This window comes from Kribbella sindirgiensis (assembly GCF_004331435.1).
Taxonomy (GTDB): Bacteria; Actinomycetota; Actinomycetes; order Propionibacteriales; family Kribbellaceae; genus Kribbella; species Kribbella sindirgiensis.
The window spans coordinates 100,686-125,105 of the sequence record NZ_SJKA01000022.1 but is presented as its reverse complement, the minus strand read 5'-3'; the positions used below and the strand labels follow the sequence as shown (position 1 = coordinate 125,105).

At 65.2% G+C, this 24,420-nt stretch carries 30 protein-coding genes and 3 pseudogenes; 12 read left to right on the top strand and 21 right to left on the bottom strand.

Annotated features, from left to right (window positions below; all coding sequences use genetic code 11):
• Nucleotides 1–1,137: 1,137 nt before the first annotated feature.
• Nucleotides 1,138–2,049, top strand: coding sequence for a hypothetical protein (locus E0H50_RS37930; RefSeq protein ID WP_131295973.1), 912 nt, complete (start codon nucleotides 1,138–1,140; stop codon nucleotides 2,047–2,049).
• 10 nt (nucleotides 2,050–2,059) lie between these two features.
• On the opposite strand, the gene E0H50_RS37925 is transcribed toward E0H50_RS37930, so the two are convergent.
• Nucleotides 2,060–2,788 carry a hypothetical protein gene (locus E0H50_RS37925; RefSeq protein WP_131295972.1) on the bottom strand — a complete coding sequence of 243 codons (729 nt, stop codon included), beginning with the start codon at nucleotides 2,786–2,788 and terminating at the stop codon, nucleotides 2,060–2,062.
• 558 nt (nucleotides 2,789–3,346) lie between these two features.
• Here E0H50_RS37925 and E0H50_RS44615 point away from each other — a divergent pair.
• From E0H50_RS44615 to E0H50_RS37905, 5 genes and pseudogenes are all read left to right on the top strand, one after another.
• A pseudogene (locus tag E0H50_RS44615) lies at nucleotides 3,347–3,924 on the top strand (hypothetical protein); the annotation flags it as partial.
• 66 nt (nucleotides 3,925–3,990) lie between these two features.
• Nucleotides 3,991–5,130, top strand: coding sequence for a diadenylate cyclase (locus tag E0H50_RS44610; protein ID WP_420323272.1), 1,140 nt, complete (start codon nucleotides 3,991–3,993; stop codon nucleotides 5,128–5,130).
• Between the two features lie 957 nt (nucleotides 5,131–6,087).
• Nucleotides 6,088–6,393, top strand: coding sequence for a hypothetical protein (locus E0H50_RS37915; RefSeq protein ID WP_131295970.1), 306 nt, complete (start codon nucleotides 6,088–6,090; stop codon nucleotides 6,391–6,393).
• 148 nt (nucleotides 6,394–6,541) lie between these two features.
• Complete coding sequence (locus E0H50_RS37910; RefSeq protein WP_131295969.1) at nucleotides 6,542–7,816, top strand: pentapeptide repeat-containing protein; 1,275 nt, start codon at nucleotides 6,542–6,544, stop codon at nucleotides 7,814–7,816.
• 175 nt (nucleotides 7,817–7,991) lie between these two features.
• Nucleotides 7,992–8,702, top strand: a complete 711-nt coding sequence (locus E0H50_RS37905; RefSeq protein WP_131295968.1) for a TIGR02391 family protein — start codon at nucleotides 7,992–7,994, stop codon at nucleotides 8,700–8,702.
• A 272-nt stretch (nucleotides 8,703–8,974) separates the two neighbouring features.
• Here the strand turns inward: E0H50_RS37905 and E0H50_RS37900 are convergent, their stop codons facing one another.
• From E0H50_RS37900 to E0H50_RS37880, 5 genes are read right to left on the bottom strand one after another with little or no spacing between them, the layout of a single operon-like run.
• Nucleotides 8,975–10,111 (bottom strand): methyltransferase domain-containing protein, encoded by a 1,137-nt coding sequence (locus E0H50_RS37900; RefSeq protein ID WP_131295967.1) that lies wholly within the window; start codon nucleotides 10,109–10,111, stop codon nucleotides 8,975–8,977.
• Between the two features lie 4 nt (nucleotides 10,112–10,115).
• On the bottom strand, nucleotides 10,116–11,063 hold the full coding sequence (gene tgmB / locus E0H50_RS37895; protein ID WP_131295966.1) for an ATP-grasp ribosomal peptide maturase: 948 nt from the start codon (nucleotides 11,061–11,063) through the stop codon (nucleotides 10,116–10,118).
• A 2-nt stretch (nucleotides 11,064–11,065) separates the two neighbouring features.
• Entirely contained in the window at nucleotides 11,066–11,296 is a 231-nt protein-coding gene (gene tgmA, locus E0H50_RS37890; protein WP_131295965.1) for a putative ATP-grasp-modified RiPP, read from the bottom strand.
• Nucleotides 11,293–11,550, bottom strand: coding sequence for a hypothetical protein (locus tag E0H50_RS37885; protein ID WP_131295964.1), 258 nt, complete (start codon nucleotides 11,548–11,550; stop codon nucleotides 11,293–11,295). Before E0H50_RS37885 ends, tgmA begins: the two co-directional genes overlap by 4 nt.
• A gap of 16 nt (nucleotides 11,551–11,566) precedes the next feature.
• On the bottom strand, nucleotides 11,567–11,839 hold the full coding sequence (locus E0H50_RS37880) for a hypothetical protein (RefSeq protein ID WP_202868517.1): 273 nt from the start codon (nucleotides 11,837–11,839) through the stop codon (nucleotides 11,567–11,569).
• A gap of 180 nt (nucleotides 11,840–12,019) precedes the next feature.
• On the opposite strand from E0H50_RS37880, the gene E0H50_RS37875 reads away from it, so the two are divergent.
• The 3 genes from E0H50_RS37875 to E0H50_RS37865 all read left to right on the top strand — a co-directional run bounded on the left by E0H50_RS37875 (nucleotide 12,020) and on the right by E0H50_RS37865 (nucleotide 15,896).
• Nucleotides 12,020–13,240, top strand: a complete 1,221-nt coding sequence (locus tag E0H50_RS37875) for a helix-turn-helix transcriptional regulator (protein ID WP_131295963.1) — start codon at nucleotides 12,020–12,022, stop codon at nucleotides 13,238–13,240.
• Entirely contained in the window at nucleotides 13,237–13,794 is a 558-nt protein-coding gene (locus tag E0H50_RS37870) for a GNAT family N-acetyltransferase (protein ID WP_131295962.1), read from the top strand. Before E0H50_RS37875 ends, E0H50_RS37870 begins: the two co-directional genes overlap by 4 nt.
• Nucleotides 13,795–14,087: 293 nt before the next feature.
• Nucleotides 14,088–15,896 (top strand): recombinase family protein, encoded by a 1,809-nt coding sequence (locus E0H50_RS37865; protein ID WP_131295961.1) that lies wholly within the window; start codon nucleotides 14,088–14,090, stop codon nucleotides 15,894–15,896.
• Between the two features lie 67 nt (nucleotides 15,897–15,963).
• Here E0H50_RS37865 and E0H50_RS37860 read toward each other — a convergent pair whose 3' ends face one another.
• The 3 genes from E0H50_RS37860 to E0H50_RS37850 form a co-directional block, all read right to left on the bottom strand.
• Nucleotides 15,964–16,497: a hypothetical protein gene (locus tag E0H50_RS37860; RefSeq protein WP_131295960.1), complete on the bottom strand. Its 534-nt coding sequence runs from the start codon at nucleotides 16,495–16,497 to the stop codon at nucleotides 15,964–15,966.
• A gap of 45 nt (nucleotides 16,498–16,542) precedes the next feature.
• Entirely contained in the window at nucleotides 16,543–16,770 is a 228-nt protein-coding gene (locus E0H50_RS37855) for a hypothetical protein (RefSeq protein ID WP_131295958.1), read from the bottom strand.
• A 291-nt stretch (nucleotides 16,771–17,061) separates the two neighbouring features.
• On the bottom strand, nucleotides 17,062–17,277 hold the full coding sequence (locus E0H50_RS37850) for a hypothetical protein (RefSeq protein ID WP_131295956.1): 216 nt from the start codon (nucleotides 17,275–17,277) through the stop codon (nucleotides 17,062–17,064).
• Nucleotides 17,278–17,572: 295 nt separating this feature from the next.
• Between E0H50_RS37850 and E0H50_RS44605 the strand changes: the two are divergent.
• A pseudogene (locus E0H50_RS44605) lies at nucleotides 17,573–17,770 on the top strand (helix-turn-helix transcriptional regulator); the annotation flags it as partial.
• A gap of 42 nt (nucleotides 17,771–17,812) precedes the next feature.
• Nucleotides 17,813–18,754 carry an NsdA family TPR-like regulatory protein gene (locus tag E0H50_RS37840; protein WP_238151623.1) on the top strand — a complete coding sequence of 314 codons (942 nt, stop codon included), beginning with the start codon at nucleotides 17,813–17,815 and terminating at the stop codon, nucleotides 18,752–18,754.
• Here E0H50_RS37840 and cutA read toward each other — a convergent pair.
• Nucleotides 18,751–19,074, bottom strand: a complete 324-nt coding sequence (gene cutA / locus E0H50_RS37835; RefSeq protein WP_131295951.1) for a divalent-cation tolerance protein CutA — start codon at nucleotides 19,072–19,074, stop codon at nucleotides 18,751–18,753. The genes E0H50_RS37840 and cutA overlap by 4 nt on opposite strands.
• 99 nt (nucleotides 19,075–19,173) lie before the next feature.
• Between cutA and E0H50_RS37830 the strand changes: the two genes are divergently transcribed.
• Complete coding sequence (locus tag E0H50_RS37830; RefSeq protein ID WP_131295949.1) at nucleotides 19,174–19,587, top strand: hypothetical protein; 414 nt, start codon at nucleotides 19,174–19,176, stop codon at nucleotides 19,585–19,587.
• Between the two features lie 24 nt (nucleotides 19,588–19,611).
• On the opposite strand, the gene E0H50_RS37825 is transcribed toward E0H50_RS37830, so the two are convergent.
• From E0H50_RS37825 to E0H50_RS37780, 11 genes and pseudogenes are all read right to left on the bottom strand, one after another.
• The gene (locus E0H50_RS37825; protein WP_131295947.1) at nucleotides 19,612–19,842 is read right to left on the bottom strand and encodes a hypothetical protein; all 231 of its coding nucleotides are present in this window, start codon (nucleotides 19,840–19,842) and stop codon (nucleotides 19,612–19,614) included.
• A 263-nt stretch (nucleotides 19,843–20,105) separates the two neighbouring features.
• A complete protein-coding gene (locus E0H50_RS37820; protein ID WP_131295945.1) occupies nucleotides 20,106–20,468 on the bottom strand; it encodes a sigma factor-like helix-turn-helix DNA-binding protein in 363 nt (120 codons plus the stop codon).
• Nucleotides 20,465–20,716, bottom strand: coding sequence for a hypothetical protein (locus tag E0H50_RS37815; protein WP_131295943.1), 252 nt, complete (start codon nucleotides 20,714–20,716; stop codon nucleotides 20,465–20,467). The genes E0H50_RS37820 and E0H50_RS37815 overlap by 4 nt, the downstream gene beginning before the upstream one ends.
• On the bottom strand, nucleotides 20,713–21,027 hold the full coding sequence (locus E0H50_RS37810; protein WP_131295941.1) for a hypothetical protein: 315 nt from the start codon (nucleotides 21,025–21,027) through the stop codon (nucleotides 20,713–20,715). The genes E0H50_RS37815 and E0H50_RS37810 overlap by 4 nt, the downstream gene beginning before the upstream one ends.
• Nucleotides 21,024–22,205: a hypothetical protein gene (locus E0H50_RS37805; RefSeq protein ID WP_131295939.1), complete on the bottom strand. Its 1,182-nt coding sequence runs from the start codon at nucleotides 22,203–22,205 to the stop codon at nucleotides 21,024–21,026. Before E0H50_RS37805 ends, E0H50_RS37810 begins: the two co-directional genes overlap by 4 nt.
• A 4-nt stretch (nucleotides 22,206–22,209) precedes the next feature.
• Nucleotides 22,210–22,419 carry a hypothetical protein gene (locus E0H50_RS37800; RefSeq protein WP_131295937.1) on the bottom strand — a complete coding sequence of 70 codons (210 nt, stop codon included), beginning with the start codon at nucleotides 22,417–22,419 and terminating at the stop codon, nucleotides 22,210–22,212.
• Complete coding sequence (locus tag E0H50_RS37795; protein ID WP_131295935.1) at nucleotides 22,416–22,787, bottom strand: hypothetical protein; 372 nt, start codon at nucleotides 22,785–22,787, stop codon at nucleotides 22,416–22,418. Before E0H50_RS37795 ends, E0H50_RS37800 begins: the two co-directional genes overlap by 4 nt.
• A complete protein-coding gene (locus E0H50_RS37790; RefSeq protein WP_238151622.1) occupies nucleotides 22,784–23,452 on the bottom strand; it encodes a toprim domain-containing protein in 669 nt (222 codons plus the stop codon). The genes E0H50_RS37795 and E0H50_RS37790 overlap by 4 nt, the downstream gene beginning before the upstream one ends.
• A 49-nt stretch (nucleotides 23,453–23,501) precedes the next feature.
• A pseudogene (locus tag E0H50_RS44600) lies at nucleotides 23,502–23,588 on the bottom strand (CHC2 zinc finger domain-containing protein); the annotation flags it as partial.
• A gap of 107 nt (nucleotides 23,589–23,695) precedes the next feature.
• Entirely contained in the window at nucleotides 23,696–23,842 is a 147-nt protein-coding gene (locus tag E0H50_RS43310) for a hypothetical protein (RefSeq protein WP_165547435.1), read from the bottom strand.
• Nucleotides 23,830–24,390, bottom strand: coding sequence for a RuvC family protein (locus tag E0H50_RS37780; RefSeq protein ID WP_131295934.1), 561 nt, complete (start codon nucleotides 24,388–24,390; stop codon nucleotides 23,830–23,832). The genes E0H50_RS43310 and E0H50_RS37780 overlap by 13 nt, the downstream gene beginning before the upstream one ends.
• Nucleotides 24,391–24,420: the final 30 nt, after the last annotated feature.

Genomic DNA, 24,420 nt, shown 5'->3' with positions numbered 1-24,420 from the left:
CGCTCCTATCAAGTCACGCCGGCCGGCTCCTTCACACCCGCTGCCGGCAAAACGCATGCCCGTCAGCCCGAAGGCGACACCGACGATAAGAGCCAGACAGCGGGTGCTCAGGATCCAACCACCGCGTGAGCGGCAACATCACCCTGACACTGAAGGCGACGATAGCTGTCTCGCTCACTCTCTGCTACGCCTGGCGTGTTGACCTCTGTGCCGCGACAAGGAATTGGTTCCACGGATCACTTTTCGTACCCTGTCGATCGGATATCAGCACTCGTGCACGTGGCCGCGACGTCGGCTGCTCGCAGAGTTCCCGGAGCGCGCCTGTCGTCTCGCCGACCTGTCCGCCGACATCCGCGCTCCCGGATGCGCTCGACCTCGCCTCGGCCAATGTGATCGGTCAATCGATGGGCGGCACGCTCGCTCAGCGACTCACGCTTTGCCAACTCACTCAGTAAGAACTACATCGCCGGCGCCGAACTCGTCGATACTCGGATGGACCTGCCGCGGGCGCGATCGCGCGGAAGCCGCGGGTCTACCTACGCAACGAGCGGCTGTGCCAATCGCCCGGCTACCCTGTCGACCTGACAGGCTGCGCGCTGGGCCGTCTGATGTGGGGCCCCGGACTACGACCCCGACGGCGTCGTGCGGCGGCACGGCACCTGTCACACGTGCAGGTGTAGCCCAATGACATGCATTCTTCCCACCAACAGGTCGATGCCTTGTCCGGTTGACCTGAGATCTGCTGAGTGCTCCACTTCCTTCCAGGAGAGTTTGTGGGGAAACAATGAGAATCCAGGGCGTGGTCCGTTCGTTCCTGTCGCTTGCCGTGGTGTGGATGCGAGTCATTGCCGTGCAATCCGAGTTTCAGCTACCCGGGGCGGGGGATAGCCGGAGACTCTTCATTTGCAGGAAGTGTGGATTCATTCGGCGCGGCAGTGATGCGGAGCCGGGAACCTGCAGGAGCTCCGCACACGGGCGGTTGCGGCGCGCCAGTCGGGGCGATGTCGCGCTTGACGAGTGTCGAGGTGAGCCGGCGTGCCGGGAGACGGTGCGTCGAAAGCTGACGAGTGACCAGGTCAGCGGCGCCGCGATGGTGCTGCTTGCCTGTGATGGGCACCGGGACGAGCGAGCGTTGGTATGAGCAGCCTCAGCAGTGCAGCAGGAGTCGGGCCGTCCGACCTCTCGCCACGGTTGAAGCTCGTCAATATCGTCCCCACCGCTGCGCTGGCGCTGCTGATTGCGACTTTACTGCTGGCCGGGACGCCTCAATCCGCGCCCTCGCCGGACAGGTTCCTGGCGAACGGACGCGCGTTGGGCCCAGGGTGGCTTGCCGCCCTGTCAGTCGCGATCACGATCTGGTCTATAGCTCTGCAGCCGTTCGAGATGTCCCTGATTCGCGCCCTCGAGGGCTATTGGCCGGCGTCGCGCCTTTTCAACGAGATTGGGCAACGAGCGTTGTGGCTGCAAAGACGCCGTCATCGCGCACTCCACCATGCGGCCGCGAGCGAGCTCAATGCACCTCAAGTCACCGCGGCCAGAGGGGTCCTGGCGCAATGGCCGAAGGATGAGGCCGACGTTCTTCCGATGGCTCTCGGCAATCGGCTCCGCGCGATGGAGCGACGGGGCGCTGCGGGATATGGAATGGATGCGGTCCGGTCATTCCCGCGGCTGTATCTGGCTCTACCTGCAAGCGCGCTGGTACCCCTCGGGCAAGCGCGTGACCAATTGGATGCCGCTGTCCGGTTCTGTTTCGTTTTCGCAGTTGGTTCCGTTGTGAGTGCGGGGCTGCTGGTGGCTCACGGGTGGTGGCTGTTGTTACCGCTTGGATTGGCAGTCATGTCAGTAGCCTCGTACCGCGCCGCATTGGTCGCTGCCGTGAACTACGGCGCTCTGGTGTCGGCTGCGTTCAACGTCTACCACCTTCGGTTGCTAGACGAGACCGGCGTGTTGCGTCCGACCGACACGGCGGCCGCCCGACGGGCACACGTAGCGCTCGAGGCTATGCAGACGGGCGACAGTACGAGGAGCGTTCGGTACGCACCCAAGTAGTGCTGGTCGCTCAGCTGGAACGAACAGTGACGCGGCCCGCCACGGTCAACGCAGCGATCCGAAGTTGACCGCTCAGAAGCGCAGGGTCGATAGTCCGCACGCGATTGTCGACCCGAGCCCCAGCCGACGAACTGGTGATGTCGATGTGCCAGGTCGACGGGACGACGAGGTCGATGGTCCCGCCGATAGCGTTGAGATCAAGGATTGCGCCATGGCCTACTTGAAGGTCGTGCCAGGCTGAGCCAGGCCTCTGCAGAGTCTGGCTCGGTCGTAGATCCACTACCACGGCTCCGAGCACAGATGTGACCCGGCCGTGGGTGAGGAACTTGGAACTCACGCCGACGCGTTTCACTTCGCCTACGGCCGCGATTTTCGGCCAATCGCTGGTCAGGCTGAGAACGGCGTTCGGGTTGCCTTGGGAGACCAGGAGCCAGCCCACCGGCACCAGAACCATAGGTATCAGCACGTCCATCCACGATGTGCTCTTGAGGGCTCCCGTGGTCACGGTGAGGGCTGCCAACCCGATAAGGGCAAGGAAGGCCGGTCCTCGGAGTGCGCTGGTGGGGTTCAGGGCACGCCCTGCAGTCAGCAGCGCGATCAAGACGATGCCGAGGGGCCACCATCGGGAAAGGACAGCGTCAAGGGATGTGCGCATGCTGGGCTGTGTCGCAAGCACGGTGAGTAGGCGGTATGTGCACCACGACAGAATCAGTGCCCCTGCGATCCGTCGGACAGTCATGCATCGCCTCCATCCGTCGATCGAAGTCTCCTCCCTGACGGGGTTGTCCAGTCGAGCGGACACGCCGTGGCGCTGAAGACGGCTGCAGCCTCGGTGCAGCCGTCTTGGGTCGGTGCGGGTGAGCGAGAGGGGGAGCAACACGCGCCTTAGTCACACGCCTTGAGATCGGCGAAGATCTTGTGAGTCGGATTCCATAGCGGATTCGGGGAGGGGTGCCGGAACTGTCTTCGCCATCGCAGCCACGACGGTGGCCAACTGCCGACCATCACCATCCGAGGTCCTGTAAGCGCACTCTGGAAGTCCAGATCCGCACCCTGCGCCGCGCCACTGTGGAGCAGCCCGCGAACCTGCCCTTCGTCCAACACATCCAGCGGTGCTCCCCAAAATCGCGTCAGGCCCCCGAGAGCGGTTAGTCGCCACGCCGTGACCATCACCGATCTACCCCGCCGCCCACTCGCGGTGTGCGTTTCGTCGGCCGGAGTCGACGGGCTCTGTGACCAGTTGCTAATCCGTTAGTTGACCCAACGCGCCCGGAGTGCGAACGATTGGCTTGTGAAAATGACGATTGAGCAGTTCATGTGGGGATATCAGCCGCACTTCCGCAATGGCATCGAGCGCGTAGCGCGTTCTGTGTTCGGTCAGATCGGCTTCGGCCTCGGTGCCAGGGCGTTCCTCGCTGGTTTCGCGATGAGTCCGACCGGCAATTCCCCGTGTGCTTTGAGCCTGAGGACGACTCGCTGGCCGCAGTGGATCTGTCGTCGGTAGTCGCGGATGCTCAGCGGCGATACGACGAGAGCGACGAGTCGCAGATGATCTACAGCAGCCGCCGCCTCCATGAGCGACGTCATCGTGGTCTCCTGGACTCGTTCCGTGCGGAAGCTGTCAGGGATGCGCTGGCTGGTTCTCCGGAGGGAGTTGGGCTGACGTTCTTCGTGGGTTCGTCCGCGGTGGTCGATGGCAGTTACGAAGTCCATCCGGTTATTGCTGTCCCAAGGGCACGATGGGAGTCGAAGCCGACTTTGAGCAAGGAGCGGATCGACCGGTACTCAGTGGTCCCGTCCTTCCAGCATTCGTTGATGCGGGAGCTGCTCAGCGCAGCTACGACTGACCTCAGCCGTAGCACTCCGCCGGAGGACTTCTCGATCCAATGGTCTGACCGATCTGAGCTCATTCGGAAGGCGGCCCGCGCATTCGTCCAGTCGGTGTCGCTATTCAGTGGGTATGAATTCGAGTCCGAGTTGGTTGTGGCGCTCGATGAGATCTCTACGCAGCCGTACGAGGGCCGGTCCGGGGCGGGTGGGTTGCTATTGGCAGCCGAGGCGAACCCTCACGTGGAATCTGTCATGGAGTTCGTGGAATCGATCCGGGTTTCAGAGACCCGCTTGGTGCGTAAGTCGCTCGAGATGGCCGATCCAGAACACCACCTCTTGTGCGACGGCGAGAAGATCGTGGGGCTGGCTCGTCTGCGTGACACCTACGAGCGTGCGGAGGAGAACGCGTTCGTGTTCAACGTGGTCGCTCGGGGTGTCTGGGAGCTGAGTCATGATCAAGTGCCACTCCTTCGAGTGTCGAATACGCGGCCGTCTTTGCCGCAGCCGCGGTTGGATGCCCAACACCTCAAATCGGTGGCGCGCCGGCTGTTCTCCGAGATTGGCGAGAGCGAGGCGGATGTCCTGTGGGACCTGGCCGAATCGGCATCTGCGGCGTCGCACGGGACCATGCTCGTTGTCCACCGGAATGCCGGCGACGAGGCTGCGCGTCTGATCCCGCAAGCGCAGCGGATAAGACCAAAACTTCTCGATTCGAAGGTGCTGTCGGCCGTTACGAGCATCGATGGCGCCGTCCTTGTCGATCCGACCGGAACCTGTCATGCCGTTGGCGTCATCCTTGATGGGCATGCGACCGGAAAGGGTGACTCGAGCCGAGGTGCGCGGTTCAACTCGGCTGTGCGGTATCACGACACTCAGAGTGGTCGGTGCCTCATCATCATTGTCAGCGAGGACGGCATGATCAATCTGCTACCGGATCTTCGTAGGCAGGTTGCCCGTGACTCTGTTGAGGAAGTCGTGCGCCAACTGGAGGAGTCACTGACCGATGAACCTGACTACGAGATCTTCTTCCGCTACTGGGCGCATCTCGAGTCTCTGGCGTTCTACCTCACGGTCGAACAATGCGAGCGGATCAATGCGGCTCGGACACGACTCGAGGATCACCGAGCTCGACCGGACTCGCATCCCCACGATCCGAACGAGGGGTCGCTCGGATACATCACCCACGTCAGTTGGACGCCCTTCGCTCCGGATCCGGAGATGAACTCCAGCTACTTCCTCGACACCGAGTAGGGCGACGTGGCGGGACTGCCCGTGTCGGTGGCGGTCCCCGGTGGGGGTCTTTGTGATGTCCTCGTCACCACCACACTGTTCAGTGTCCGACAGGTGCCATTGCGCCACCGAAAGGCATCGACCCGGACATTCCAGCAACCGGCGCTGAAGTCGTGCATGGTGAGCGCGGCGCCGAGGCGGTGAAGAGCAGGAAGATATGCATCGCGCATGTCTTGCCGCTGTTATTCGTGCCAACGAAGGCCGACGGGTGAGGTGATGAAAGCGGTCTGGTGTCGGATCGCCGAGGGCTCCGTCCGACGCGACTCGTGGGCTGACTCGTGCCCCATCTACCTCAGGTCCCATCGGCGGTACGAGTTTGCGAGTGGACAACCTGAGGGTCTGAGCGAGCCTTAGGGCCTCGCGGAGGGCGGTGTTGGCGCGCTGAAGTTCGGTGACGTGGTGTTGCAATCGGTCGACTTCTGCGAGGGGAGCGGTGACGTGTTCGGCTTGGATTGCTTGTGCGGAGCGGACCTGTTTCCGGCTTCGCCAGTTGCAGAGTCGGCAGCGATCTGAGCAGAAGCGTTCATCGGATCTGGCCGCCGTGTAGGTGTCGGCGCGGTGCCCGCAGACCTGTTGGCGGGCGGTCTAGATCGTGTCCGAACGGGGGTGGTAGATCGTCCATAAAAGCTCAACGTCAGGCCCGCGGAAGTGTCGGAATACTCGTTGCAGATTGGTGAAACTCCTCGGGTGCCAGATGTGTGCCAGCTTCGAAGTCGTCGTTTCGATGCAGTCGCGGTGCGTTCGGCTCCTGGAGAGTCTGCCGAGTGGTTGAGTCTTCACTTAAAGGCCATTTGGCGCCGCATCGGCGGCGTAGGGGATCGTCAGCTACCTCGCGCAGGATTTGGAGTGGGCGACGCGCAGAAGGGTGTCGCGGTATCCGACTAGCGCGGTCAGCAGCAACAGGAACTGCATGATGCGATGCAGGAGGCCGATGCGAAGGCGGAATCTCAGGCCGATCCGTCTGCCACGGTGCTCGAGGAGAGGGTCAAAGCTCACCAGAGACATCTTGCAGCTCACGTCAACGTGCAGCAGGCTCTCGATCGCCTGTTGATTGTCGCGACAAATGACATCGTTGAGTCAGCGTTCAAGTGGCTAGACGGTGTTCGAGACGACGACGCGAACGAGGAGCTCTTCGTTGATGCTCGGTTTGTGTTCGTGAACGCCGTGCGCCGCGACTTGAATATCGTGAAGCCCATCCAGCAGGTGAAGCCCATGAGCGCATAGCGTCGGCCTTGGCGGTGTCGCGCAGGCGCAGACAGTTCGAGGACTGCTGACGGCGGATATCAACGTCCGGGTTCGCAGGCCGGATCCTTCCCTGGCCGCGCTACGTCCGATCTACTACTGATCCTCGATGACGGCAGTGGGGTGCGGTATGACGCAGCAGGATGCGCAGTGGGGTCTGCAACATGGGTCGGTGGTCCTGGCCGGTGGACGACGAGACGGAATCCGTCGACCTGGGGTGCCGGATCGCGAGACCGCCGATGCCGGCGGGTTGTCCCGTGCCACGGTGCGGACCGCCGTGGGACTCTTCTTCGGCGCCGTCGCGGCTTGGATGGTCATCTCTGGGCTCCTGGCACGGAGGTGGCCGTGGCAGCTGTACGGCGATCAAGCTTCCCAGTCTGATGTGCTGAAGCTTGCTCTGGGGGTGGTCGCCGCCGGTGGTGCCGCGATCGCCCTGGTTGTCAACTATCGCCGTCAGCAGCACCTTGAACGCGACGATGTCGGCAAACGCGACCAGATCCGGCTGTTCACTGAGCGATTCGGAGCCGCCGCCGCCCAACTCGGTGGCGACCGGCCCGCTGTGCGGCTAGCCGGTGTATACGCCATGGCTGCCCTGGCCGATGAGTGGTCCACCCGACGGCAGCAGTGCGTCGATGTCCTCTGTGGGTACCTCCGCCTCCCTTACACCGGAGAACCTCCATTAGGCCACCCAGAACTAGTAGTCGAACAGCGTCACTACGCCGGCGGCACCATCCAACGCACTGAAACCACCACCCACCAAACCGGCGAGATCCAGGTCCGCCAAGCCATTGTGGACACGATCCGCCAGCACCTTCGGGCCTACGCCGAACAGAGCTGGAGCGACCTGACGTTCGACTTCACCGGTGCCACGCTCGTCAACGCCTCCTTCTCCGGGGCGACGTTCTCTGGTGAACGGACGTGGTTCGACGGGGCGAGGTTCTCCGGTGACTACACACTGTTCACGGGGGTGGCATTCTCCGGCGACCGCACGTGGTTCGCCGGGGCGACTTTTTCCAGTGGCCGCACGTGGTTCGATGGGGCGACGTTCTCCAGCGAGGACACCGTGTTCGAAGGGGCGGAGTTCTTCGGCGAGGACACCATGTTCGACGGAGCCGTATTCTCCAGCGAGCAAACATGGTTCGCCGGGGCGAGGTTCTCCGGCGACAGCACGTCGTTCGCCGGGGCGGAGTTCGTCGGCGACTATGCCTGGTTCGATGACGCAAGATTCTCCGGCAAGCACACGTCGTTCGATGGGGCGACGTTTTCCGGCGAGTTCGTGTCTTTTCGAGACTCGGCATTCACCGACGTGGACGACGCACTACATGAAGCTCGGATTTCCCCTCAGGAGATCCGCTGGGGACCGGTCCCATCACGCAGCGCCTGGCCTCCCGACTCCTCTGCTTAGTGCGAAGCGAACTGTTCGACAGCCGTTATCAACGGAAGCCGGTCGGCGCTCGCCACCCGCGGGGTGGGCCGTCTAGGTCGCCGCGGGGAACGGCCGGAGTTGGTCTTGCGAGTTGAGCTACTTACGGCGCCGGGCTGAACGAGGTGCGGTCGCGGGGTTGCCCTACGATCGGTCGATGGCCTTCCAAACCGTTGTGCCGATTGAGGACATCCGGAATCTTCCCTTGCCTGAGCTTGCTCTGCGCCTGTTGAAGGTGCTGGCGAACGGCAGCGCGCAGATCAATCCCAACAACACGCTGCGCGGGATGCAGCAAGCGGTCGGTGGGGGACAAGACGGCGCTCAACTCATGGCGCGAATCGCCGACGCCTGGGCCTGGCTGCAAGCCCACGCCTTGGTTGGCCCGCACGCCATGAACACCCTGTCGGAATGGCAGCAGGTGACCGAGCTGGGCCGCGAGATCGCCGACGACCCGAGCGCCGTCACGAAGGTCTGGGCGGCCGATCGCCTTGCGGGGAACCTCGATCCCCTCCTCTCATCAGCCCGCGCCAACTTCGGTCTGGGTGACTACGAGACCGCCTCCTTCGCAGCGATGAAGGCCGTGGAGGTCGAAGTACGGCGAGTAGCTGAGCTGTCGAACGATCTCATCGGCGTCGCGCTGATGCGGAAGGCCTTCAGCCCAAAGGACGGTGTCTTGCGGGACCCGGGCGCGGAACCGGGCGAGCAACAGGCCACCGCCGATCTGTTCGCCGGCGCAATCGGCGCCTTTAAGAATCCCGCCAGCCACAGGACTGTCCAGTTTGATGATCCGGTTGAGGCGGCCGAGGCAGTTCAATTGGCCGATCTCCTTCTGCGGATGGTGCATCGCGCGGAACAGCGGCTCGCGTAGCCGGCCCGGCCTCGGCAAGGCCAACGTGTTCGCAGCGTCGAGCACAGAAGGGGCTGGGTCCGTCTGCACCGGACGAGCTGTGGGGCTAGTCGGTGATCTGACAATCAGCCATCGTCTTCGCGATGACCTGCGAGGTGACATCGGCGAGAGCGTCTCGGCCCAGGCTGGCTATTGCCTCCGCACCGCTGCGAGCCTTGCGCTCTTCACCTCGTCCCACTCGTTGTCAGCGGCTTCGTTCAAGGCGGCAAGGCACCGGTCGGCGGCGGAGATGGTCAGAGGTCGAGTGTCCAGTTGCTGTCGGGGCTGGTGAGGGTGTTCCGGTCGGTGCCGAGCTCGACGGTCATGGTGTGGAGAGGGAAGTGGCCGGCGGCCGCCCATTTGGCTTGGACGCGCTCTAGGTCGTCCCACAGGCGGCGTGGGCCGCTTTGGTGGACGGTTTTGTCTTCGCTGTCGGCGCGGGCCCAGGATCCGTCGGCTGCTAGGAGCCACAGGAGTTGGCTGCCGTCCTCGCGGGTTGCCGAGCGGTTCTCGATGTCGGGGCTGTCGAGCTCGTACAGGCAGCGCAGTTCCCAGTCGTTCCAGAGATCGGGCAGAGGGCCGCTCAGTTGGCAGGTCTCTGTGCCTGGCTGGTCGCGGGCGGCGTCGTACACATGGTCGAGGCGAGCTGGGTAGTCGGTGTCGCGGCGGGTGCGCATGAAGGTGGCCGGGTCTGGTTGGACGCGGCCGCGGACTACTCCGTCTGGGTGTCTCTTGGCGTTGATGAGGAGTGAGGTGCCGGTGATGGTGGTGACGATCTTTCCGCCAGGTCGGAGTGCGTCTAGCCATGCGGGCGGGATAGGACGGACGGAGACGGTTGCGATGATGCGGTCGTAGTTGGCGTCGGGCAGGGAGCCGGTGGCGTCGGCGATCTCGAGGTGCGGTGTTCGGCCGAAGGCGGCGAGGCGTTCGCGGGCGGCGTCGACGACGTAGGGGTCTACGTCGATGCTGGTCACCTGCTTGTCGCCGAGGCGACGGGCGAGGAGGGCGGCGGAGTAGCCGGAGCCGGTGCCGACGTCGAGCACCCGGTCCTGTTCGCCGGGGCTGAGCAGGTGCAGCATGCGCACGATCAACCCGGGCAGTGTCGAGGACGACGTCGGGAGACCCGTTGGACGGTCGGATAGGTCGGCCCTGTCGGCGTGAAGTGCGCCCACACGGGTCACCAGCGTCGCGTCGGCGTAGATCTCAGCCCATGGTTGGTCCGGGTGGGGCGTGCGGAGTCCCCAGGCGAATGGGTAGCTGTCGGGGATCGGCTCCCACCACCTCGGCACCAGTTGGTGCCGAGGTGTGGAGCTGACTGAGTCGTGCCACTCCGGTGCCGCTGCTGTGATCTCGTCGGCGAGCTTGCGAGCGGCGTCGGTCCAGTCTGTCACGGAGTCAATCGTCCTTTCCTTGGAGGGCGTCGGCCATTGATTCGATCATCGGTACGCCGGCCTTGACCGCGAGCCAGTGCCATTGACCGTTCGGGTTCACTTCGAAGAACACCCATCGGCCGTCAGGGGCCACGGCGAAATCCAGCGCTCCGAAGTACAGACCCAGTTCGTCCATGAGCAGCCGGACACCCTTCTCCACTTGCACCGGAAGCTCGATCCGACCGTAGGTGAGGGACGAATAGTCCGTTCGCCAGTCCAGTCTGGCAGCCGCACTTCCGGCATGGATCGCGACCGGGAACATCCGCTGCCCAATCACAGTCAGCCGTACTTCGCACTGCTTAGGAACTCGTTCCTGAAACAGATGCGCAGTGCCGGCGAGGCTCGCGTCGATCTCATCGGCGCGCAGCACCGTGGTCGGCAGGTACCGATGACGACGTTCCGCCGTGAGCACACCGCCGCTGAGGCCCTTGTAGATGACGTCGTCGGCGCCGATGAAGTCACGAGCATGATCGGGATCCGATGTGATGACTGTCCGCGGTACGTCGAGTCCTACGCGGGCTGCCACAGCAAGCTGAACCGGCTTGTAGTTCGCGGCCGAGTCCTTGGCCGGGTGATTGATCCATCTCACTGGCAGTGACCCCAGTACGCCGAGTACTCCGACGCGCGCCTCAGACACCGCGAATGCCCGCGCTTCGTCCGGCCAGGCGCTCGGAACGCTGAACTCGGCTGGCCGTCGCCACCACACGGCACTAACCGCTCCGAGGTCGACTGACCGCTCACCTGTCAGGTGCCCCTCCCAGCCATTCACCCCGAGGGTCCCAGCTACGCGCGAAGACTGCGGGAAGTCGGAGGTGTCGTACCGGACGACTGACGCACTCCGCCGCGCCAGCTCGTCGATTACGGCGTCTGCCGTCAGGTCATCGCGACCGGTCAGCACCAGGACGGTGCCCATGGTCAGTAGTTGTCGGTCGAAGTGTCCGATCCTGGCCGCTGGCCGTCGGGGATCGGCGTCTCGGTGTTCGTCTCCGGCAGCGCCGCGGCGATCGCGTGGTACGGGTTGCCGGTCGCGGACACGTTCAACTGGAGGTTGGCGCTGTAGGTCATCGGCAGCTCCATCGGCGCGGTGTCCGGCCCGGAAGCCAGGTGACGGACGCCGAAGGGGACTGCGGTCATCTCGTTGCTCATGGTCGTTCTCCAATGTCGGTGAAGGTTTGGAACGGCCGACCCAGGACGGACTCGCTATCTCGTCCCGCGCCGGCCGGCTTCTGGGCTGCGACGTCGGTGATTCGCTGACACCGCAGGTGTCGGCCCGGTAGGCCGTGGATCCGAAGGTTGATGACGTGCGCGTATTGCTGGGCCAGCGCCGTCGGGGCGACGTGCTCCTCGATCAAGTACTCGCCCAGCCACAACTGCACCCGCCAGAGTTCCTGCTCGGCCATCGAACTGAACGGCCGCTCAGGCCGGGCGGTCGGCGTCGAGCCACTGGACGACGGTGGAACCGTTGTGGCCGTGTACTGCGAGGAGGGCGTCGAGGCCGTAGTCCCAGACGACCGTGGTCGCCCACTTTCCGCGCCACCGCAGCGCCACAGTCCCGTCCGACCACTCGACTCCTTCCGCAACGTCGCCGGTACCACTGACTCCGCTGACATCGACGGAGCGCCGTAGGACGAACCGGCGTGGGTCCGCCACGCTTCTGGCCGGGTGTTCGAGCTGTGCATCGACGTCCATTGGAGTTCCCCTTCGAGGTCCTTGATCTCCATCCAAGGACCTGTGACTGCGGAACGTAAGGAAGAAGTTGCTGCCTGTCGCTCGGCGCGAACCGGAAATTTCCGGGCAGAACGCTGTCGGCTGGTGACTGGCCGTACATATCGTTGGGCTGTGGAGGGAAACCAGGTCCTGAAGGCGCGGATGGCCGAGGTCGGCCTGACCCAGGCCGAGCTGGCCGAAGCGGTCAACGCCGACCTTCGGCGCGCTGGCTACGGAGGCACCGTCAGCGATCGAACGGTGCGGAACTGGTTGACCGGGAAGACTCGCTGGCCACATCACCGCCAGCGCGATGCACTCTCCGCAGTCTTCGGCTGTCCGATCACGGATCTCGGATTCGTCGCTCCGGTCGAGCCGGGGCCCGTCCCGAGGCGGCGGTTCATCGGTACGTCCGCGGCGACAGTCATGGTCGCTGCTGGGGCGTCGACGCAACGCGCTGCCCATTCTCGCGTCGGTGCCGGTGACGTCGAGCGGCTGTTGTCCAAGTTCGCGTTGATCGTTGCGAGCGATCACCAGTACGGCGGAAAGCTCACCATCGAGACGCAAGCGTCCGCGCTCGCCGGTGAAGCTCTCGCGCTGCAGGCGCGGGGGACTGCGAGTCAGCGCATTCGAAGTGCGCTCTACGGGTGCGCGGCCTCGTTCACGTCGAGTGCGATGTGGGCCGCGATCGATGGTCGCAGGTTCGATACAGCGCAACGCCATTTCGATCGCGCGGCGGGCCTGGCCACGATGTCAGGCGATCCGGCGATCCAGTTCAGGATCTGGTCGCACGCCGGCAGCCTGTACCGTCACATGTCGAGGCCGGTCGACGCGTTGGCTGCGAACGATGTCGCGCGTCGGCTGCCGGTTGCGAGGCGAGATCCGATGTTCGCGTCGCTCGGCCACGCAAGACATGCGGCCATTTTGGGGCAGACCGGCGATCACCGTGCCGTACGTCAGGCCATTGTCCATGCCGAGGATGCCTTGGTCAGATCTGAACCCGGTGACGAGCGTCCGCTCTGGCTGACCGCGTTCTACGACCAAGCAGAGTTAGAGAATCTTGCCCTAGCGGGCTACCTGGCGCTCGGAGACTACGAGATGGCCGAGGGCCACGCTCATCGGAGCCTCGCGCTTCTGCGGCCCAGCATGCGGCGTACTCGATCGATCACGACCGCGCGACTTGCCAAGGCACAGCTCGGCCAAGGCGATTTGGAGGAAGCGGTCGCCACCGCGATGTCGATCCCGATCGAACCGACCGGCGTGCATCCACGCATCAACTCGATGCTCCAAGACTTCGGCAGCACACTGCAGATCGCCGCACCATCAAGCGACCCGGCAACCGCCTGGGATCACTACGCACACGACTCACTGAGGAAGCTTCTGTGACCCCTGACGGTATTGCATTGCGCCACTCCACCGTGATCGACGACGTGTGGAGCACGATGATCGAGGTGTACGCCGACGTACGTGCGGATCAGCTTCATCTGCCGAACTACTCGGTCGAGCGATTCGGGGAACAGCTCGCGCGGCACGCGTCAGATCCAGGGTGGGAGGTTGTCATCGGGTACGACGCGGCAGAGCCGGTTGGGTTCGCGTACGCGAACAGTCTCACGTCCGACGATCGTTGGTGGCGCCGGATGACCACGCCGCTGCCCGATGGCTGCGCCGAAACATCGACTGTGGCGGTGAAGGAGATCATGCTGCGCAAGCCGTGGCGGGGCCAGGGGGTCGCTCTGCTGATCCATGACGAGTTGCTCCGCAATCGTCCCGAGGCGCAGGTGTCGTTGTTGGTCAACGCCTTGAACGGCGATGGGAAAGTCAAGGCATTGTACGAATCCTGGGGCTACGAGCCGATCAGCACACAGCAACCGTCCGTCGACGGCCCGATCCTGACCGCCATGCTCCGGCCAACGCGCCCAGGATCGCGGTCGGCCGGTTGAGTCGAGACGTACGGCGAAGCCGTAGGCGTTGGGCAGCGTCGCGAATCGTTGCTTAATCGATCGGCTGTGCGGCGTATTCGCTCGCGGAACTCTGCGTGGCTGATGCGTTGAGTAGGCATGGAGAAGCCAGATGCAGACCGCGTGGGCGAGGATCCGGAGATTCAGCTGAGGATGCCCGGCAGGCTGCCGGCGCTGTATCCGCAGGCCGCTCGGGTGCTGCGGCGGATTGTTGTACGACTGGCGCGGGCAAGGCGCGGCACCGACGATGTGTCTCGGCCGGGGGAGAGGGCGTCATGAGCGGCGACAGCGTAGATCCGTGGGCGACCCTGGATGATCTGCTGGGCACCGAGGCGCTGCCCGACCACCCGACGGGCACCGGCATTGGGCGGCTGGCGTTCTACGGAAGGTGCTCGACCGAGGACAACCAGGATCCGAAGACGTCCAAGGCCTGGCAACTGGGGGAGGCGGCCCGGTTCGTCGAGCCGCTTGGTGGCGTGGTCGTGGAGGAGTTCTTCGACATCGGGCAGTCGCGTTCGTTGCCGTGGGAACGACGAGACGAGGCCAGTCGCGCGTTGCAGGCCTTGAAGAATCCCAATCGCGGGTGGGATGGACTGGTTGTCGGTGAAGCGACTCGGTGTTGGTTCGGCAACCAGTTCAGCCTGACGTGGCCGAAGTTCGACCGGTACGGCGTATCTCTCTGGATCCCGAGCCTCGGTGGACGGTTCGACGCCGAGAACACGGTGCACGACATGGCGATGACGATCACGGGCGGCCTGTCGAAGTCAGAACGTCAGCACGTGCAACGTCGCGTTCGAGCCGCGATGGCAGCTCAGGTGCTGATCGACGGCAAGCATCAGGGCGGGCGTGCGCCGTACGGCTATCAAGTTGTCGACGCAGGTCCGCACCCGAATCCGCGGAAGGCGCAGGAGGGCTACCGGCTACGAGTCCTCGCCGTCGACGAGGTCGCGGCTCCGGTCGTCGAACGGATCTTCGCGCTGTACCTCGAGGGAGTGGGGCACAAGGGCATCGCCCAGTTGCTGAATGCCGAGCACATCCCTTGCCCGGCAGCCCACACTCCTCATCAGAACCGGCATCGTGCAGGCGACGGCTGGCAGGGCTCGACGGTCAGAGCGATCCTGTGCAATCCGAGGTATACCGGCTATGCGATCTACGGCAGGTGGCAGAAGGTCGAGGAACTGCTCGACCCGGATGATGTCGCGGCGGGACACGTTGTCAGGTACAGGCGATCGCCGTTCTCGAAGATCGTTCGATCACGCGAGCCTGCCCATCCGGCGATCGTGTCGGTCGAGGCCTTCACGCGAGTGCAGTTCGAGATGTCCGCGCGGGCCGGGGCAAGCATGTCCGAGCGGGCGCAAGCAACAAGAACCCGCGTCGCGTCGTCGCACACCTACGTGCTGCGTAGACGGATCCAGTGCACGATCTGCGGGCGACGGATGGAGGGCTCGCACCGATCACACGCGACGTTCTACCGCTGCCGGGCCCGAAGCCTCGCTCCTGGGTCACCCGCGCTGCAGGATCATCCGCCGAACGTCTATCTGCGTGAGGACCATCTGACAGGCAAGATCAACGCGTGGATCGCGCGGTTGTTCGACCCGGCCCATGTCGACAGCACTGTCGAGGCGCTGGCCGACGCCGACGAACTGGCCGACAGGATTGAGACCCAAGCGAAATCATTCCGGCGCCGTATCGCGGCCGCGGAGTCGACGATGGAGCGCCTGCGGCGGGCGATCGAGGTGGGCTGGGATCCGGAGACACTCACCGAGCAATACAACGCGGCAGCGGCCGACAAGCGAGCTGCGGAATCTGGACTGAAGGCTGTCGATCCAGTGCCCCAACTGACTGCAAACGACATCCGGGCCCTGGTGACGCAGCTCGGCGACATGGCCAATGCGCTGGATCACGCGGACCGCAAGGATCTGGCCGAGCTGTACGAAGCTCTGGGCCTGGCGATCGCCTACGACCACCGACTGCAGGTAGCGGAAGTGTCGATAACTCCCGCCCTGCGTGGGGTTAAGAAGTGTGTCCGAGGGGGGACTTGTGCGCTATTCACACGTTATGCACCCAGACGGAAGGACACATGACACAGCAAGGCCCCAGCCTCTCGGCTGGGGCCTTCTTTGCGTTCCGGCACGGCGGGCCGTGCACCGCTCAGGTCGCCTTCGGGCCAGCTGCTCTGCGCGCCCGCTTCGACGCAGGCACCCAACCGGTGCCGAACTTGTGTTCCCACTTGCGGCCGGCGTTGTCCATCACGACCATCCACTTGATCGCGTCCCTGCTCCCGCCCTCGGTGTTCTTGTCTAGGAAGTCGAAGAACATGAAGGTCTCACCTGGGGGAACCGTCAGTCCGTCCGGGGACATCGCACGTGCCTCTGGAGGGAACGTGCCAACTTTGGACGAATCCATCTGGGAGATGGGGCGATCAGGGTCGGCTGGTTCGATCGACACGTGCGCCGGCAGGGTGCTGTAGTTGGTCATGATCCACCCATAGCGCAGCCCGGTCGGTCCGTACCACCAGCCGACCTGGTCGATCTGGGCCTTCTCCGAGCTCGCGTGATCCCGCTGAAGGATGCGGAGCCCTAGGAGCAGTGCCCCAGCGGTACCCACGCCGCCCACCCACTCGGCCAGCGAGCCCCAGTCCAGTGACCGGCCCCAGCAGATTGAAATCCAGGCCAGCAGTCTCATGCGGTCAAGCTAGCGGCCGAGGCGCTTCGGTTGGTACCCGGCTCATCACTTGACCCGCTTCCCGGTGTGGAGCATGGCCTTGAATCGAGCGCCCGGCTTGCCCCCCTCGATGATCTCGACATTCGCGTACCAGGCGGCGCCCAACCTACTCGGCTCCTCGACTACCTCATAGACCGAGTCGCGGTAGAAGAACCGCAGGCCGAGATGCACCGACTCGGCGGCGAGGAAGTACTCACCCGGCGCCGCCCGCTCGGCGGGTATCGGATCATCCACGGTTTCAGTGTGCACGCGGCGAGGATGGAGTCGCCAGTCCCGGGCCTGCCTGCCGGTGGGGCCTCGTGCCTCGACGTTGTGCGGGCAGCGGCTACACCCAGCGGTGGCTCCGGGCCGGGGACTGGCGATACCCCAAGTCTGCCTCGCCCCGACGATGCGCGTTGACGGTTATCCACAGGGTGCCGCGATGAGGGTCTAGCGCACGATGAAGTCGGTCGGGGAGAGGACCTCGGTGGAAGACAGGGCCGTCGCCGTCAGGGAACAGACGACGGCCCTGCCGATCGCGGCCCGCTAGTCGCGGGGGTCGTACGGCCGATCGCCAGGAGAGTGTTCGGCTTCCTCGCGGAGTCGCTCAGCGAGGATCCGGATGTCCGACGCCTCGATAAGCGAGCTGCCGGACATGTCTGCCAGGCGGGCCATGTCGTCGACATCGGCCGCGGCAAGCTGCATCGCGTCGTCCCATCCGCGGTCGTAGTCCTCGGACGAGGCGGGCGGACGCCTAGTCATCGAGCCACTCAGCGCCGACCTCGTCGCGGTGGTACCCCTGATGATCGCCGAGCACGCACGGCCGCTTGCTCGACGGGTTAGTACCGTCGCACTCCAGGTCCTGCGAGGAACGCAGCTCAGGCCACCCTGTCCCGCTGGGGACCGGCGCAGGCGGAAGTCCTCGCCCTGTCCTCTGCATCACCCCGTCATTCATGAGCTGCTCGCCCCCACTCTCGCTGGTACCTTCGTCCTGTAGGCGTATGACTCGCCGCAGGGACTAGGTAACACCCGGTCACGCCGCCAGGGTGAGGCAGAAATGAGGCATCCCGTGGAGCACACACGGCGCGACCTCCTAACCGAGCGCCGGAAGGCTGTCGGACTGAGCCAAGGCGAACTTGCGCGTACCCTTGGTGTGGAGCGCTCGACTGTCATTCGCTGGGAGGCTGGACGTACCGCTCCTCAGCCTTGGGTGAGGCCCTCGCTCGCCGAGGCGCTCCAGGTGTCCAGTGAGCAACTGGACGACCTCCTCCGACCGCCAGCCGAAGGGGATGCGTCAGTGGACCGCCGCGCATTCGCCGGCCTCGCGACGGCCGTTGCCTTGGCCCCGCTGTCCCGCGCTCGCACCGGCAGCCAGATCGGGGCCACGCAGGTACGGCAACTACGTCACCGCACGGCACGTCTCCGGCGCCTCGACGACCACCTAGGCGGCATGGACACGTACGCCGTCTACACGAGCGAGATGGCCGCTACGGAGCGACTGATCAAGGCGTCCAGCTACGACACCGCCACCGCCCGCGCCCTGACCGGCGTTCTCGCCGAGCAAGCACAGATGGCCGGATGGGCGGCCTTCGACGCCGGACGCCTCGCCGACTCCCGGAAGCACTACCGCCGAGCGCTGGACGCCGCGCGTGACTCCGGTGATGCGGGGCTTGAGGGGAACTCGCTGGCCTTCCTGGCGTACGAGAAGGCTGACCAGCAGACCGCCGCCGAATCAACCCGTATCGCGGGTGCCCGCACTACTCCCCGCGTCCGCGCCCTGCTCCACGAGCGCCTAGCGTGGACCTACGCCGTGGGCGGGCAGGCGTACCACGCAGAGAAGGCCCTCCAGGCTGCCGCCGAGGCCGTACGCGAGACCGCGTCAGCTCCCGAGCCGGACTTCGTGTTCTGGGTCGACGAGCTGGAGGTCGACATCATGACGGGCCGCTGCCTCGCCGAGCTGGGCGCCGCCTCCCGCGCCGTTCCCGTCCTCGAAGGCTCCCTGCGCAGGTACGACGACACGCACTCCCGCGACAAGTCGCTCTACCTCACGTGGCTCGCACAGGCGCACCTCGACGCCGACGAACCCGAGCGCGCGGCTGCCGTAGTGGAGCACGCTCTAGACCTCGCGGCCGGCGTCGGCTCTGTCCGCCCAGGCGACCGCCTCCGCGGCGTCCTCCGACGCCTCGCCCAATACGGTGGACCCGAGGTCGCAGCGGTCCTGGAGAGAGCTCGCAGCTAGCTCTTGCTGGTCGACTTGTCGAGCCACTCGAGGTAGCCCGCCGACCCGGCAACGATCGGCACAGCGCCGAGCTCCGGGTTATCCCACGGGTGCGCCGCGAGGACGTGCGCCTCAAGCTCCGCGTATCGTGCCTCCGTCGTCTTCAGGAGGACTTGCCACTCTTCACCCTCGCCGTATTCGCCGGCGTGCCAGAACACCGACACGACCGGGCCGACGACCTGCGCACCCGCGGCGAGACCGGCCGCCACCGCAGAGCCTGCCAACCGGACCGCGTCCTCCCGCGTCGGTGTCGCGGTAGAGACCTGAAGGTAACCAGCCATGCCGGTCACGTTACATGCCTCACGTACGTCCGCAGGTAACGCGGGACAGGGCTAGACCGATACACACCTGGACACACAACCAACCTGGGGGACCCAACGATGAAGCGCACCACCTACTGCCTCGCCACCGCTCTCGCCCTTGCCGGCGCCCTGAGCGCCTGCGGCGGTGGGGATGAGCCCGCGGCCGTCTCGTCGACCAGCACGAGCACACCGGCACCGACGACGGCAGCGCCGAAGCCGGCCGCACCGTCGACCGCCAGCCAGGCCACGATCGAACAGGCGTTCGTACTCGAGGTGATGGGCTCGATGCCCGAGCTGGTGCTCGCCCGTCCCGAGCTGGTCAAGCTGGGGCACACCACGTGCCAGGCGTTCCGCGACAAGCCGGGGTCGGTGCAGTTCCTCGTCGACAACATGACGAAGGCTGGCCAGACGGCCGAGCAGATCAAGACGGCGAAGGTGGTTGCCATCGCCGCGATCCACAACCTCTGCACGGACCAGTCGGGCGACCTCTAGCATCGCGATGAGGCCCTCGGGACATCACGCCCTGGGGGCCTCGTCGTCAGTGCCGGGAATCAACTGCTTCGGTCGGTCCCTTTCGAGGATCATCTCGACCGGCTCGATCCGGCGAGTTTGCTCGAACACGTAGCGCGCCAAGCGGCGGTCGCCGATGTCCCTGATCATGAGTCGGATTTGGCGAGCCAGACCCACGAGTCCGATCGCTCCGCCACCGCTGAGAAGCCACATCCACCACGCCACGTCGGTCTCCAAGGCAACAAGATCTCCGCCATTGCCTCGGATGGCGTATCTGCACCAGTGGAAACACTTGCAACGTTGTGGGCCGATTGGGTGTCTGCTTCTCGGCGGCCGAGGCCCGCCGACTCCCGGTTTAAGTTGCCCTGCTGTTCGGGTATGGCCCGCCACACTCGCCAGCGGTAGGCCACCTTGGTAGCTCAGATGGTACCGGCGAGGGCGCAGCTCGTCCAACAACGGCGAAAGCCCCCCAACCTGGGTCCTCCAGGTTGGGGGGCTTCTCACGCCGCATCCTCGACGAACTCGCCGCCGTTGAGCTGGGCGACGATCTTGCCGACGCCCGTGTAAAGGCGAACGGAGATCCGGGACTGCGAGGTCCCTTGATTGGTCGCGATCTCGCTCTCAGTCCAGTCGAGGCCGAACCGTAGGAGTAAGGCACGTCGTTCGTTGTCGGTCAGGTCCGTCTCGAACCAGCCGGCGCGGATGTCGGCGAGGTGGGCGAACAGGACGTTGCCCTCCTTCTTGTTCGTCGACCCCTTCGGCATGTCGGCGGGAGGGGCAGTCGGAACCGGTACGCCGTACACCGCTCCCGGATCCCAGAGGGTCGGGAGCAAGTGCTCGACGAGGGCACGGTCGTAACTCACGGCACCACCCGGTAGTCCATGTCCGGGTACAGCGCCACCATCCTGCTGATCATGCCGTCGAGCTCTCCGAGGAAAGCGCCGCGTCGACGGATGTCCCAGAAGGTCTCGACCCAATCAGCTCGCAAGCCGTTGAGGCCTCGCACGCTGGTCGGCGTGACGATGATCGCCTGATGGGGGTTGACGCCGAGGCTCCGGAGGTGGTCGTGAGCATCCCCGGTGAAGCTGGCCGCCACGACGATGCGCTTCACTCGACACCTCCGACCCGCTCCCACAGCTCGTCGAAGGACTGGGTCTTATCCTTCCGCCGAGCCTCGGTCTTGTACTGGTCCTTGAGGTCGTGCACCAGGCGGTGGTGCAACAGCCCGAGCGAGCCCTCGTACACGCACTCTTGAAGGTCCGGCTTCGTCGCGACGAGGATCCGTGCATCCTGCTGGAGGTCTTCGATCTCGACCGCGTGCCGGTACCGCTCGTTCTTGCTGATCGAGCGGGCGGCCTGGACGATGACGTTGTCGACGCCCTCGACCTCCAGCGCCTGCCAGTCCACGTGGTGCTCGGTCACCGGACCACCTCCTTGATGTCGGTCAGGCCGTCCTTCGTGACGGCGACGATCAGGCCGGGCGCACCGCCCGTGCCCTTGGCGTGGCGCCACCACGTCGACTCGCTCTCCATCGCCGGAGGCTGGATGAACTGCCGGTCCGTGTCGGAGTCGATGAACTCGTGGTGGAGGTGGCCGGCGACGAGCAGGTCTGCGACGTGCATGGCGCTGGCCTTGTTGAACGCCTGCCCTCGCCACCAGTCGAAGTGCTTGCCCGGTCGCCAGGAGTGGCCGTGGGCGTGAGCGATCTTCGTGCCGGCCACCTCGACCAGCACGGTGAGCTCGTCCGTCGTCGGGACGAAGAACTCCACGTGGCCGAACGCCTCGGGGTTGAGCTGCGCCGCGTCGGCCACCGCGATCAGGGACTCGGTGTCGTGGCTGTCGTCGTACCGCGTCACGCCTTTGCCGTTGAAGCGCACGGCCTCGCCGTGGTTGCCCGGCACCGCGGCCATCGTGACCTTGGCGCCCATCGGGGCGAACAGCCGGAGCGCGTGCAGCATCACCCGCCGCGTCAGCCGGATCTGCTCGTTCAGCGTGAGCTGCGTACGCCACACGTTGGAGCCACCCTGCGACTCGAAGCCCTCGATGTGGTCGCCCAACCAGGCGACGTGTACGTGCCCGATGTCGAACATCTCGGAGTAGGCCACGAGCCTGTCGGCCGCCTTGTTCAGGCAGTCGATCGTCCGGGCCAGCGTGCCGCTCGGGCCGTCGCCGTCGATCTTGCCGAACTGCATGTCGCCGAGCAGAACCAGGAAGCCGTGGCTGCCCTCAGGACGGTTCAGAACGGGCGTGTAGTCCTGGACCAGCTCAACCAGCTCGTCGACCGGCACGGGCAAACGTCCGGGCGCGGAGATGCGCTTGAAGCTGTACCGGTTGGAGACGCCTGTCTCGCCGTTGGCCATCGTCCACTCGCCGGAGCGGAAGCCGGTGACCTCCCACTCGTCAGGGTTCTCACCCTTGGCTTCGAGGTAGAAGCGAGCCGCGGACTCGTCCGCCTCGCCTGGCGCCGCCTTCACGGTCACGCTGGCTTCGTCGCCGTTGATCTCGATCTGCTTGGTCATGTCCTGCTCGGTGGCCTGGCGACTCTGGATCGCCGGCCCCACGGGCTTCTCGAGCAACTGCTGGAGGAGTTCGTTCCTCACACACTCACACTCCTTCCTGAAGTGCTCGTCGGTACGTACGGATGGATGAGGCCGACACGGGCGTGCCGGCAAGGTTGAGCCAGTAGGCCAACCAGTCGGCGCTTGTGCCGCCGAGGAGGTGGTTACGGAACGGCTCGCGGGCCGCGTCGACCAGGGAGTCCCAGGCGTGCTGGAGCTTCGGGCCGGGCTTGCCGGGCAGGGCCAGGTCGGTCACTGGCCACCATCCGCGGCGAGGACGCGCTTCGCCTCCTGGCGGGCGATGGAGGCGACGGCTTGGATCGCTACAGCCGCAACCTGGACCAGTTCCTCGATCTGTCGCTCCACGTCGGTCTCGGCGAACGCCTCGAACACTTCCTCGAGGAGGATGTCGTCCCAGCCGAGCCTGCCTTCGAGCGCAGCCTCAGCGCAGTGCAGCTTGAACTGGCCGGCCATCTCCCCGTAGTAGGCAACCTTGAGTGCGGTGATGCCGCCCGTGTGTGAGGGGTGGTTCTGCTCGCCCCATAGGTCGTCCTGCTTGTCGATCTCGTTCAGCACGTGCTTCACCGTCGACTGCACCCCTGCGTCATTCAGGTACCGCTTCACGCTGCGACCTCCTTCTCTCGGCCGAGCGCCGCGAAGATCGCGTCGGCGCCACCGGCTACGTACGTGTCGGTGACGTCCTGCTTGAGGCGGATGCCCTTGGCCTGCCGGAGCTGGCGAGTGACCTTGTTGAGCAGGTCGGAGCCGGCGTCGTCCGGGTCGGCCCACATCCACACGCGGTTGAAGCCCGCGAGCATCCGGCGAAAGCGCCCCTGCCACAGCTCGGCGCCGGGAAGGGCCACGGCGGGAAGCCCGAGCTTGACCAGGATGTTGCGGTCGAGTTCGCCCTCGGTCACGTGGATCTCGTCCTTCGCCGCGAAGATCGAGGCGATGCCGTACATCCGCGGGTGGTCACCCTTCACGCTGTTGTACTTGCCGTGGTACTCGTGCGCACATCCGTCGACCAGGCAACGAAACCGGATCGCCAGCGGGCGTCCGTTGCGATCGAGGTACGGGATCGCGAGCATCCCCTGGTAGCGGGTGTGTCCAGGGAACGGGTCACCCACGACGCCAAGACGGTTTGTACGCGCCTCCTCGCGGCCGATTCCCCTTGCGCTCAGGTACCTTGCGGCGTCCACCGAAACGGCCCGCTGGTAGCTCGCCGTCGCCTCCTCCAGCGTCTCCAACTGGGAGGCCGAGAGCGGCACTAAAGGCTCGCGCTCCGTCAAAGTCGATTCCCTCCATCTGCATGATCAGATCCCATGCAGAGCCAGCGGCCCCACAGGAATGGCACTTGAACAGTTGCTTCTCGGTGTTGACCGAGCAGGACGCGCTTCGGTCTCCGTGGACCGGGCACTTGACCATCTGGCTGGCGCGACCCGAGACGGGAACGCCGTAGTGCTCGAAGGTTGATGCCAGGTCTGGCCGCTCGTTGTCGGAGCTCGACTCCTCCCGCTCCGGTCGCGCGAACCTCACAGGTGGCCCAGCTCCTCGAGCGTGCCGCCGAGGAACGCTGACTCGATCTCGAAGATTTCGGCGATCGCTCCAGGCTCGTTCTCTGCCATGAAGTCCGCCGCCGCGTCGAGCTGCTGAACCCACTCGTCCTTCAGCTTGGCCACGCCGCACCACCCATCGCTTCGAGCTTCTTCTGGTCGAGCGGGTGGTCGGGACGGATGTCGGCCAGCGGGAAGCCCAGATGCCGGCTGCCCATCGCCGCGAGGATCACCGCGTCGGCCACGTCGTTGTTCGGGATCTCGAACTCGAGCGGCTCGTAGGTCTCCTTCACCGCCGCGTACACCTCGGGCTTCTTCGCATTGCCCTTGCCGGTGCCGTACTTCGCCCGACCTTGCGGGGAGACCGTGGCGACCGGGATGTCAGAGCCATGCAGCGCGTCGGCCACCATCCACCACAGGCCGGAGCGATCGTGAGGCGAGCCGAAGGTCGAGCCGTAGCTCGGACTCTCGAGCACCACCAAATCGAGCGGCTCGTCGTCGACGATCGTGTTGAGGATCTCGCACAACAGGCCGGTCAGTCGGACCCAGCGCTGTTGGAGGTTGTCGTCCTTCTTGCCCGACGACTTCGCCGTGTATGTCCACTCCGGCGTACCGCTATGGATCACGGCAATGCCGGTCGATGTGAGGCTCAGGTCCAAGCCTGCGACTCTCACTGCCTCACCTCTATTCAGTTGTGGGGGAGT